This window comes from Erwinia sp. V90_4 (genome assembly GCF_029967685.1).
Classification (GTDB): domain Bacteria; phylum Pseudomonadota; class Gammaproteobacteria; order Enterobacterales; family Enterobacteriaceae; genus Erwinia; species Erwinia aphidicola.
In genome coordinates this window covers 187,143-198,707 of record NZ_JASCAQ010000034.1, presented here as the reverse complement: position 1 = coordinate 198,707, position 11,565 = coordinate 187,143, and the positions used below count along the sequence as shown (strand labels likewise).

The 11,565-nt window shown below is 54.7% G+C and carries 9 protein-coding genes; 4 read left to right on the top strand and 5 right to left on the bottom strand.

The genetic code is table 11. The annotated features are described in order from the left end of the window. The first annotated feature begins 194 nt into the window (after window positions 1-194). The 4 genes from QLG07_RS04520 to QLG07_RS04505 are packed head-to-tail and all read left to right on the top strand — an operon-like array spanning window position 195 to window position 5,868. On the top strand, window positions 195-2,486 hold the full coding sequence (locus tag QLG07_RS04520) for a type I secretion system permease/ATPase (protein WP_282468587.1): 2,292 nt from the start codon (window positions 195-197) through the stop codon (window positions 2,484-2,486). After that, window positions 2,486-3,721 (top strand): HlyD family type I secretion periplasmic adaptor subunit, encoded by a 1,236-nt coding sequence (locus QLG07_RS04515; protein WP_282468586.1) that lies wholly within the window; start codon window positions 2,486-2,488, stop codon window positions 3,719-3,721. The genes QLG07_RS04520 and QLG07_RS04515 overlap by 1 nt, the downstream gene beginning before the upstream one ends. A 17-nt stretch (window positions 3,722-3,738) precedes the next feature. After that, window positions 3,739-5,109 carry a TolC family protein gene (locus tag QLG07_RS04510; RefSeq protein ID WP_282468585.1) on the top strand — a complete coding sequence of 457 codons (1,371 nt, stop codon included), beginning with the start codon at window positions 3,739-3,741 and terminating at the stop codon, window positions 5,107-5,109. Window positions 5,110-5,163: 54 nt separating this feature from the next. Continuing rightward, window positions 5,164-5,868: a response regulator transcription factor gene (locus tag QLG07_RS04505; RefSeq protein WP_282468584.1), complete on the top strand. Its 705-nt coding sequence runs from the start codon at window positions 5,164-5,166 to the stop codon at window positions 5,866-5,868. 132 nt (window positions 5,869-6,000) lie between these two features. Here QLG07_RS04505 and QLG07_RS04500 read toward each other — a convergent pair whose 3' ends face one another. The 5 genes from QLG07_RS04500 to cspA all read right to left on the bottom strand — a co-directional run bounded on the left by QLG07_RS04500 (window position 6,001) and on the right by cspA (window position 11,554). Next, window positions 6,001-6,939 carry a fimbrial protein gene (locus tag QLG07_RS04500; protein WP_282468583.1) on the bottom strand — a complete coding sequence of 313 codons (939 nt, stop codon included), beginning with the start codon at window positions 6,937-6,939 and terminating at the stop codon, window positions 6,001-6,003. 18 nt (window positions 6,940-6,957) lie between these two features. After that, window positions 6,958-9,495: a fimbria/pilus outer membrane usher protein gene (locus tag QLG07_RS04495; protein ID WP_282468582.1), complete on the bottom strand. Its 2,538-nt coding sequence runs from the start codon at window positions 9,493-9,495 to the stop codon at window positions 6,958-6,960. Window positions 9,496-9,604: 109 nt separating this feature from the next. Continuing rightward, window positions 9,605-10,288, bottom strand: a complete 684-nt coding sequence (locus QLG07_RS04490) for a molecular chaperone (protein WP_282468581.1) — start codon at window positions 10,286-10,288, stop codon at window positions 9,605-9,607. Window positions 10,289-10,415: 127 nt separating this feature from the next. Further along, window positions 10,416-10,946, bottom strand: coding sequence for a fimbrial protein (locus QLG07_RS04485; protein WP_348994605.1), 531 nt, complete (start codon window positions 10,944-10,946; stop codon window positions 10,416-10,418). A gap of 395 nt (window positions 10,947-11,341) precedes the next feature. Beyond that, a complete protein-coding gene (cspA, locus tag QLG07_RS04480) occupies window positions 11,342-11,554 on the bottom strand; it encodes an RNA chaperone/antiterminator CspA (protein ID WP_048917283.1) in 213 nt (70 codons plus the stop codon). Window positions 11,555-11,565: the final 11 nt, after the last annotated feature.

Genomic DNA, 11,565 nt, shown 5'->3' with positions numbered 1-11,565 from the left:
TTTTCTGCCAGTGAGTCGCGTTTAAAGGTAATCCTTTTCCTACGTCCGGGTAAGTAATCCGCTATTCAGAAAAGTCCTGCTATTTAATATTCTCTGTTCACTTCTCGAGGGGGCGAAGTCAGTGGCAACGCTTTGCTCACTCTCTTCACGCTCTGGTATCACCACAACTGACTTTTAATTAACAAGAGATTGAGATGAACGCGAATGAATCCCACAATCTGCAGCAGGATGAATTGCAGCAGCTTGCGCAGGTAACAATGCGCATCGACGATACTCTGCTGCAAAGCGTGGCCTGGATTTGCCAGCACTATGGAATGGGGCGCAGTCAGGAAGCGCTGGTAGCAGGGTTAGCCAAAGACGTTTTCCTGTCGCCGTCGCAGGCGCTGGACGCACTCGAAAATAACGGTTTCACCTCAGGCCTGGTCGAGCGGCAGCTGTGGGAATTACCGCTGGAAGTGACGCCAATTATTCTGGTGCGCAAATCTTCCGGCGGCTGCATTTTGCTAGACCGGGTAAAAAAGAAAAACGCGGAAAATAAGCTGACCTGGTTCTACAAGGTTATTTTGCCGGAAGTCAGCAAAGAGCCGGTGGAAATTGAACACGAGGAGATTGAAGCGTGGTTCAGCGGCTACGCCATTATGACTAAGCCAAAGGCGAAAGTAGACCGCCGCGTAGTAGAAGGGTTACCGGAAAATCAGAAACACTGGCTGTTCAGCACCCTGTGGCGCTATCGACGCTATTACCGCAGCGGGGCTGTGGCCTCGGTATTAATTAACGTGCTGGCCCTGGCTAGCATCTTCTTCACCATGAATGTGTACGACCGCGTTATCCCGAACCAGGCATTTACCACCCTGTGGTCGCTGGCGATTGGCGTAACCGTGGCGATGCTGTTTGAAGCCGTAACCCGCTATGTGCGTGCTTATCTGCTGGATACCGCCGGCAAAAAAGCAGATTTGATTGTCGGCAGTATCCTTTTTCGTCAGGCGCTTTCGGTACGGATGGAGCATAAACCGCAATCCTCGGGCACCTTTGCTAACCAGCTGCGCGAGTTTGAATCGGTACGTGAGTTTGTCTCATCCGCTACCCTGGCGGCACTGGCTGACCTGCCGTTTATCCTGCTGTTTATGGGGGTGATCTTCACCATCGGCGGTCCGCTGGGCTGGGTTCCGATGTTGATGCTGCCGCTGATTCTTATTGTCTGCGTGATCATTCAGTGGCCGCTGGCAAAAATCATGAAGGCCAATCTGCAGGAATCGTCACTGAAGCAAGGGGTGCTGATTGAGTCGGTGGAAGGTATGGAAACCCTGAAGGCCGTTAATGGTCAGGCCTATATGCAGCGCCGCTGGCAGAACTTCAGCGCCCTGCAGGCAGGCAGCGCAGCGAAATCCAAGCGTTTCTCTTCGCTGGCGACTGGGGTGGTAACGTTTCTGCAGCAGTTCCAGACCGTGTTACTGATTGTGATTGGCGTGTACCTGATTGATGCCGGCACACTCACCATGGGTGCCCTGATAGGTACGGTCATGCTGGCGGGCCGCGCAACGGCTCCGCTGGGGCAGGTGATTGGCCTGGCAACACGTTACCAGCAGGCAAAAGCTGCCCTGACGTCACTGAGCAAACTGATGAACATGCCGGTCGATCGCGACGAAGAGCAGGAATATGTGGCGGACCCGGATCTTAAAGGCGGCTTAACCCTGAAGGAGGTGCAGTTCAGCTACCCGGCACCGCCGATGCGCCCAAGTCCGAAAGTGCTGCACAACATCAGCCTCGATATTCAAGCCGGCGAGCGCGTGGCGATTCTCGGCGCGATTGGCAGCGGCAAATCCACGCTGCTGCGCATCATGGCCCGTCTGTATATGCCAACGGAAGGGCAGATGTTTGCCGCCGGTCTCGACGTGAATCAGATTGACCCGGCCGACTGGCGCCACACCGTGGGCTATGTCAGTCAGGATGCGCGCCTGTTCTACGGCTCGCTGCGTGAAAACGTGATGCTTGGCGTGCCCGATGCCTCAGCCAGTGAGTTGATGCGCGTGCTGAAACTGACCGGGCTGGACCAGATCGCCGCCCGCCACCCGCAGGGTATCCACCTGCCGGTGGGGGAACACGGCGGTAATCTGTCCGGCGGCCAGCGTCAGCTGGTGGCACTGGCCAGAACCCTGCTGACCCGTCCACAGATGCTGCTGCTGGACGAGCCGACCAGCGCGATGGATGCCCAGACAGAACAGCAATTTTTACGCCATCTGCATGCGGCCAGCGAAGGGCAGACTCTGGTGGTGGTCACCCATCGTCCGTCACTGCTGACCCTGGTCGATCGCATTATTGTTATCGATAACGGCAGAGTGGCGATGGATGGACCGAAAGAGAACGTGCTGGCAAAACTGCGTGGCGAAGCGCCGGTAAGCGCGACCAGCACTAACAAAGTGAGCACGGCGACACCGGCAGCAAATAGCGCCGCAGTGGCACAGGCAGAAACCGAGGAAAGCGCATAATGGCTAAGTTATCCCTGCGCCGCAAGCAGGCAATCAGCGCCAGCGATGCGGCTTTTATGAATGATATTCACTCCTCGTTACTGAGCCAGAGAACGCCCGGCTCCTATCTGGTGCTGCTGATTTTTATCGCGGTTATTACCGGTTTTCTTACCTGGGCACACTTTGCCAAAGTCGAGGAGATCACCAAAGGTGAGGCCAAAATCGTCTCGCGCAGCCATGAGCAGGTAATCCAAAGCCTGGAAGGCGGCATCCTGGCTTCAATGGACGTGCGCGAAGGGCAGGTGGTGAAGCAGGGCGAAGTGCTGCTGAAAATTGATCCGACCCGCGCCCAGGCCAGCTACCGTGAAGCCCTGAACAAAGTGGTCGGTCTGAAAGGAACTATTGCCCGCCTGCGCGCCGAAGCTTATGGCCAGCCGCTGGTCTTTGACGAACAGGTGATGAAAGACAGTGCGGTGGTCGAGCAGGAAACTAAAGCTTACAACGCGCGAAAAAGCGCGCTGAATGATGCAGTCGGCGCGCTGCAGCGCAGCTATGACCTGTCGATGCGTGAGATTCATATGTCCCAGCCGCTGGCGGCGCGTGGGCTGCTCTCTGAAGTGGAGATGTTACGCATGCAGCGCCAGGCCAACGACCTGCAGTCGCAGATTGTTGAGCGCCGCAACCGCTATCAGGCGGAAGCCAACACCGAGCTGAACAAGCTGGAGCTGGAGCTATCGCAGACTTCGGAAAACCTGATTGGGCGTGCTGACGTAATGGACCGTACCACCCTTTCCGCGCCGGTTAACGGCACGGTGAAAAATATCAGCGTCAACACCATTGGCGGCGTAATTCAGCCTGGTGAACATATTATGGAGATTGTACCGTCAGAAGATCAGCTGTTAGTGGAAGCGAAAATTCGCCCCTCTGACGTGGCCTTTCTCCACCCGGGACTGGCGGCAACGGTAAAAATTACTGCCTATGATTACGCCATTTACGGCGGCCTGAAAGGCAAAGTGGAATTAATCAGTCCGGACACGATTAAAGATGATGTGAAATCCGCAGCCGGTCGACCGGACGATACCTACTACCGCGTGATGGTATTAACTGACAGCAGCACCCTGAATGTCGGTAATAAACAATTGCCAATAATTCCGGGCATGGTTGCCAGTGTTGAAATCCGCACCGGTGAAAAAACAATTCTCGAATATTTGCTCAAGCCAATATTCAAAGCGCGTGAAGCCTTCCGCGAAAGATAATAACGGAAATTTAAATAATGAAAATCTGTTTAATGACGCTGCGTATTAGCGCGGTACTGGTAGCGGCTGCCCTGAATATGCCGATGATGACGTCGGCCAACGCGGCCGTTGCGCCAAATACGTTCAACAGCGCGCCGGCTAAAACGGTCGCCGCTGGCGAGCGTCATCTTCCGGCTGAGCGCGATATCCGCGCCGCGTTCTACCACGCGGTAGCCATTGCGGTACAGCGCAGCCCACAGCTGCGCAGCGCACAGTTTGCCAGCGAGGCCGCGCGTGAAGAGGTTAAGGCTGCCAAAGGCGCGCGCCTGCCGCAGGTGGATATCAGCACCGACTCGCGCCGCTGGCAGTTTGGTAAGGGAAACCGTAATGCCAATACCACGCCGGCAATTGGTCTTAATATTGCTACCAATCTGTATGACTTTGGTCAGACCTCGCACACCATCGACAGCAAGCAGCATGCGGTGAAAGCGGCAGATTCACAGCTCGATGCGCAGCGTGAAGACCTCGCCTGGCAGGTGAGCGGCGGACTGGTTGAGCTGGCGAAACAGCGCCTGATTATCGAGATGAGCGAGCAGTATGTGGCGCGGATGAATGAGCTGGTGACGATGCTGAGTGGCATCGTCGCTCAGGACCCGGGACGTCGCAGCGAGCTGACCCAGGCGACCGGGCGCATGTTACAGGCGCAGTCGGCGCTGGATAACGCCGTGGCGAAAGCGCGTGATAGCGAGATTCTGCTCACCCGCCTGCTGGGCGATGCCCAGGTTGCACTGCCACCGGGAAAACGGTGGGATCTGAACCCGGCCGCGTTGAATGCACTGATGGCGCAGGTAAACGATCACCCGACGCTGACACAGGCGCGTGAGCAGGCTGAGGCGTCGTTCGACGAAGCGAAAGCGCTGAAATCATCCAATCTGCCGCAGGTCAACTGGGTAGTCAGTAAGAGCACCGGTCGCGATGAGTATAACGGGCGTGAAGAAGCCTGGCAGACCGGTATCAACGTCAGTTGGGGCGTATTCCGTGGCGGTTCAGGCAAGGCCGCTGAGCAGGCAGCCGTGCAGCGTGCCTATGCGCAGCGCGAGCAGGCAGAGAACCAGCTGGACGATCTTCAGCAGCGCGTGCGCGCGGCGGATCAGGATGCCCATTCGATGCTACAGCGCGCGGACCTGTACCGCAACCTGACCACCGAATCTGACCGCATTCGCCATGACTTCTTCGACCAGTGGTATCACCTGGGTAAACGAACGCTGTTAGATGTGCTAACTTCAGAATCGGATTACTACAACAATCGCGTGGCGGAAATTACCAATCGCTTTGACGGTTATAGTGCGATTTTCCGCGGTTATGCCAGCGCCGGGGAACTGCTTCACTGGCTCCAGGGCCAGAAATAATAAGATTAATTTTAGGGGGGCTAATACGCCCCCCTCATTGTAGAGGTCTGCTTAATGAGCCTGTTGAACGATAAAAAAATTACCGTGGTACTGCTGGACGATCATCCGATGATCCGTTTCTCCTTTGAAGTTGCTGCGGCCAAAGAGAAAGATATTATGATGGCGGCAACCTTTGGTTACAGCCATGAACTGCTGGCATGGCTGCGTGATAATCATGCCGATGTGCTGATGCTGGACTATATCCTTAACAGCGATGAGATGGATGGCCTGTCGCTAATCAAACAGATTCAGGCTCACCACCCAGAGCTGAAAATTCTGCTCTCTTCATCAATGGAGAGCCTGGCGGTGATCCGCGCGGCATTTATGCTGGGTATCAAAGGCTATATCACCAAACGCGAAGAGACGCAGTTCTACTTTGATGCGGTACGCAGGGTTGCGGCAGGGCAGCGCTATATGCCAGAGAATATTGCGGTTGAGCTATCGCAGGTGCCCACTCGCAAACGCGACAACGCACTGCTGGAAATGGCCTTTACGGCACAGCCGCAGGACAACGACCTGGCGAAACTTAGCAAGCTGCTGACCCCACGCGAGGCAGAAGTCATTCGCTGCTTCCTCGACGGCATGGCAATTGTTGATATTGCTGACAAGCTGAAGCGCAGCCGAAAAACCATTAGCGGTCATAAGCAGACGGGAATGAAAAAGTTGGGGATAGGGTCTGACCTCGAGTTATTTAAATACCGTGACGATCTGTTTAAATAAGCAAGAATTTTATCTCAAATAACGATGTGCAGAAGATTCTGCGCGTCGTTTTTTTATGGCAAAAAAAAGTGTACGCCAGGCATTCAGCGTACACAGGATGATAACAACAGCTTATCAAGACACAGTAAGGATTTAGTTGTAGGTCATGGTGAAGGTGGCCTGGGCGTTGGCGGTGCCGGCTTGCACCGCGGGTAAAGTTTGGTAATAGCGCGCAATCAGTGGAATATTAAATACGCCACCAGGGGACGTCAGAATCGGCATCTGGCTGCCAAATGTGACCGGTGCGCCGCTATAGGTTAATTGAATCCCAACACCACTCGCCACGCCCGCTGAACCTGCTGAAGTCAGCGCGATCACCCCTGGTGCTGCTGAACTGTCGGCGACAGCATCGACTGTCAGCTTCACACTGGTACCCGCATCACATCGCAATGGTATAAAGAAGGGAACGGGGGTGCCTGCATACCCTACATGTGTAAAGAGATTGCGTGCCACATTGCCCATTGGCACATTAATGGCGCTGCTGGAAACGGAGCAGGCAACCGGGACGATGGTATTGGTGCCGGACAGATTCAATGTATATACCGTCGTGGCATCAATTTTAAATGTAACAAGCGCGCCATTGGTGAGATTACCGCTGCCTACGGCAGCAGCAGAGGTTTTAATCAGGTCTGCAGCAATCGTCCCACCTTGAAATGAGGAAGCGGGTCCAGACACGGAACCGATCGGAAAATAACTGTTAAACCCTGCCCCGAAATGTATACGCATACCGACACCTGGAATATTGGTTGAATATACGCTGTTACCATAGGGGCTTAGCGTTGAGAACAGTGTGAGATTGCCTGTATAAGTCCAACGAGCATCACAGGTCCAGGTTGCTCCTCCAGACACAATAGACTGTGTTGCCAAAATCGTCCCCACAGGCGTATCGCGCTGAACGACAACCCGACCAAAACTGATAGTGCCAGTGCCAGGTCCTGACTTTAAGGTACAAGCCGCCATCGCCGCGCCAGGCAGCAGGAACATCATACCTAATGCCGCCGAAAAACAACGCGTTCGTTTATTCATTCTCATGGTGTGCATCCTGTTCGCTTAGCGGCAGACAAAGTCCGCTGCGGTTATGGTAGTGGCACCCTGGTCAGGTAGTGCAAAGTTAACCTGACAATGCTGATTAGCCGCATTGCCCCATTTGACCCGCAGCTGGCCTTTATCCGGCACCCCGCTCATATAGAGCTGACCATCGCTGCCGACAATACTGCTGTTGGCTGAGTTGTCATTATTTTGGCGCAGCGCCGCAGTCGCGCCAAATGGCACTGGGCGGCCCTGATAGCTGAGGGTCATCAACACCCGGCGCCCGACGCGGGTCTTAAAATCGGCCAGCACCACGGCACCCTGGGTAGGGACCACGGTCTGGACATTGCCGTCAAGGTCGACATTCTCCGCAAGGCTTTCAGTTTCCAGCGCCACGCGGTTCTGACGATAGGTGCTGACGTACGGCACTACGGCATAACCGCGCCAGTCGGTGCGCACCCCAGTGTTATTCTCAATTTTGACGCCGCTGGCTCCCGGCGCGCGTACCAGCGCCAGGGTTTCCCCCTGCTGCTGTGAAAACGTTACGCCGTAAGGATGCAGCACAATGCCACCCTGCAGGCCGTAGTTGAGCTGTTCAGAGTCTTTGGCATAGTTATAGCCGCCCTGCATTTCGCCATACGTCCCTTTATAGTTGGCGTTGACATTGCCGCTGGCCCCTTCGCCCTGATTGCTATAGCTCTGCTGCAGGTTATAGTTCAGATTGTTATCGGCCAGCGTAGTGCCGCTCAACCCAACCTGGTGGGTGGTGCTGCCGCGCTTGGTGGTATTCATATTGTAACTTGCCCAGCTGTTCGGCAGCCACTTACTCAGCGGCACCTGGATATTAATAGCAAATTGCTGGTCGTTAGCGTTATTGCCCGGCGACTGGCTATAGGTATAGCTCACGCCCCAGGTGATGCTGTTGTAACTCAGGTTGTATCCCGCACCGAGATTGCGTTCATATCCAGACTCACGCCAGTAATCCTGTTGCCAGGCGGACAGGTAAAAGTTGCCGTACTGTGCCAGCGACTGATTGATGTTGACCTGCGCCTTGCTGCGCTTGTTATATCTCTGGCGCCAGTCATCGAGGGAAGTGGTCCCCAGCTCGTTAGCTTCTTTGAAGTCATAAAAACCGCTGGTGGAGTAACGATAGCCTGCCAGGGTAAAGGTCGTTTTAGTGACTTCAATATCTTTGGCGTACTGAAATCGGAATGACTGGCCGCTGTGGTTGCTGCCGTCGCGCAGTTCGGTTTTAGCCTGGGTGACGTCCACAGAGAGGGAACCGAGATCGCCAAAGCCATGACCCAGACCAACCACCTGTGCACTATAGCGGTCGGAAACCAGCAGGCCGCCGTAAACAGTCGTATTGGCCGGCAGGCCGTAAATCAGCGTGCCCTGGGCAAAGCCAGGCTTCAGCGCATCTGGAATGACGGAGCGATACTCACCGGCCGTGGCGGCGTACTTCAGGCGCCCTTCACGCAGCATCACCGGTACCGCCGAGAAAGGCTGCACCGAGTGACGTTCACTGCCGTCAGCCTCGGTGATGGTCACGTCGAGATCGCCGCTGGAGGCAGTCGGGTAGAGGTCAGTGATTGCAAAGGGGCCAGGGGGGACATAGGTCTGATAAATAATGTAGCCGTTCTGGCGCACCGTTACCTGGGCATTGCTCTGGGCTATGCCGCGCACCACCGGGGCAAACCCTTTCAGGCTATCCGGGAACATATTGTCATCGGAGGCGATCTGCGCGCCGCGAAACTGCACGCTGTCAAATATTTCCCCTGGCGAAGCGCTGTCCCCCAGCGTCATCTGGCCTTTCATCGCCTGGACATCACGCTGCAGATAGGTATTGACGTTCTGCCACTGGCGCTGACCGCCGCCGTCGCTCCAGGTAGAATAGTTGCGCAAACGCCACGCGCCGAAGTTCAGGCCGGTGCGCAGGTTAAGATAATAATTGTCGTCGCTGCCGGGACGCCCGTCGCGGCGGGTGTTGGAACCGCTGAAATTATAGTTGACCAGGGCGGCTGGCAACCCCTGGTCCCATTGTGAGGAGGCGATATAGCCGCGTGCTTCGCTAGTCAGCGCAGCCTGAGGAACACTCAGATTCAGGCGCTGGCGGCTGAAATCGAACTGGCTGTCAGCGTCGGGAATATACTGGCTTAGTCCGATTATCGGCTTATCCGCAGCCATCAGCTGCAGCGCAGGGAAAGCTTCCAGCTTAATCCCCATTGATCGTAGCTGGTCTGGGGTCAGCTCGGGCTGCAGTTTACCGTTAAGGTCATCAAATTTTACCTTACGGGTCTCGATCTTATTATCGTTGAGGTAAATATCCACCAGGTAGCTGCCCGGCATCTGGCCGCCATTAGTTGAGAACTTGCTTAGATCAAGTCCGGCCTGTTCCGGGGTCAGCTCCAGCGCCGCTGGGTTGAAATAGTCATCAGCCTGAACGGCGCCAGAACATACGGCAATAGCCAGCGCCAGCAGTGATGGCATAAAGGCCTCACGCGCGGTGCCGGGCCGGGTAATGGCGGCCGCATGAGTTTTGTAATATTTTTTGTTCATGGCAAAGCGTTCCCTTCAGGAATGACAGCAAGGGGATCCCTCCCGCTGTCATAAAATGATGGCGGTTGAAAAAAGCAGTGGGCAGGTTTAACGGGTGTAGCGGTGGTGATTACAGGGCTTTGCTTTCCGCCGGAGTAATACCTCCGAAATCATTAATGGTCTGCCAGCTGACCTGTCCGGAAGCACCGGCAGGCAGGGGGAGGCTCAGTGTGCCAAATGGCGTAATGCTGCCAGGCTCTTTGATCTCTACGCCGCCGACTTTCACGCGGTAAAAAGCGATTTGATAGGCCGTGGGGTTGGTGACCTGCAGCTGATTTCCCCGGCGGGAAAAAGTTAACTTTTTATAGGCATCCGGTGCGTTAGCGACTAATGATGCAGGGCGATAAATCAGCTTAATGCGGGTTTTGACCGAGATCTGTAACTGGTTCGTATCGGCTTTTGAACTGGCCGGGATCGATTTAATATTCAGCCAGTAGAGCGACTCGCGATCTTCAGGCAGTTGCCCGCCAGTGCGCACGATGCGCAGGGTATTTTCCTGCCCGGCATCGAGGCGGAATAGCGGCGGGGTAATAATAAACGGTACCTTGCTAGTGTCAGTGGGGGAGGCGTTCTCAACCCAGGACTGCATCAAATAGGGCGTGGCTTTCTCCGGGTTACGCACGGCAATTGAGGTCTCTTTTTGGGCTGCGTTGTAGATCACACGCGTTCCGCCTACGATGACTCCGGCTGAGGCAAACTGCGCGGTGCTGAGAATTGCAGCGGCTACACAAAAAGTTTTCAACTTGCTGAACATGACATCCCCCTTAAGAATTTTTAGCAACTGCTGCTTGATGGCGACGTCATGACGTCGCCAGGTTCAATAACGGCTTCCCTGCCCGGTTGCATGAGCTTAGCAACATCCTTCAATACTCGCGTGCAAATTAGTTATACGAAACAGTGAAGTCGCTAACGGCGTTCGCCGGGCCAGCAGTCACGCCCGTAGCGGTCGCAACGTATTTGGCGACGAAGTTGAAGGTGGTGTCTGTAGTGGTTGATAACGTCTTGCTGGCAGAGGCGCTCGCCACTGGGATCAGCGTTGAGGCATCCTGCTCGTAAATACCTACCCCAACATTCTGCGCTTCTGTACCCGCTGATGGGGTAATGGCCAGCAGGTTGCTGTTGGCAGCATTGGTTGGGCCATCAAATTTTATGCTTGCAGTGGTGGCCGTTGCAGGGCAAGAGGTCAGCACTACGCTAAATTTGGTTGGACTGGCGCTGCTGCCTGCTGCGCCAAAGGCCGATTTATTCACGGTCCCCAGCGCCACGGTCTGGTTTGCGGTTGCCGGGGTTACCGTACAAGCGGTATCGATAATCGTACCGGTAAAGTTAATAGTGCCGTCAGCCGCCTGAGCCACTGAAGCGAAAGCAGAACCGGCCAGCACAGCAGCAACGATCAATTTTTTATTTATCATATTGTTAATCCTTTTTTTCCAGGCAGAGAGAAGGTCGTTCTGATAGTCATGCCAGTATTGCCAGGCAAATCCCTAACGACGCGAGTGTTTGCGTGAATATTCGCGACATCAGTAAAAGTGGGGCGAATACCCGCAGTGAGGACAAAGATTTAGCGGCAGTGGTATGGCTACGCCGCAGCACTCTTTATCTGCGGGCATTGTGACGGCGGGAGAGGATTAAGAATACAAGCCGGGTCTTGGAAAAAATAAGGCAGAGTAAACAGAGAATTAGTGAGGGCGGGGCGCGTAAACGAAAACGGGGAGTGCCGCAAGGCACTCCCCGTTTCTCATATTTCCAACTCATCTGCTCAGGCTGTTGCCGTCATCGCGATTGTGAGCCGGTAATAATGAAAGGCTTACAGACCGACTACGTTAGCGGCTGATGGACCTTTAGCACCATTCTCGATGGTGAATTCAACTTTCTGGCCTTCATCGAGGGTTTTGTAATCAGTACCCTGGATTGCAGAGAAGTGTACGAACACATCTTTGCTGCCGTCTTCTGGAGAAATAAAGCCGAAGCCTTTATCAGCGTTGAACCATTTTACTAAACCAGTCATTTTATTAGACATAAATATTTCCT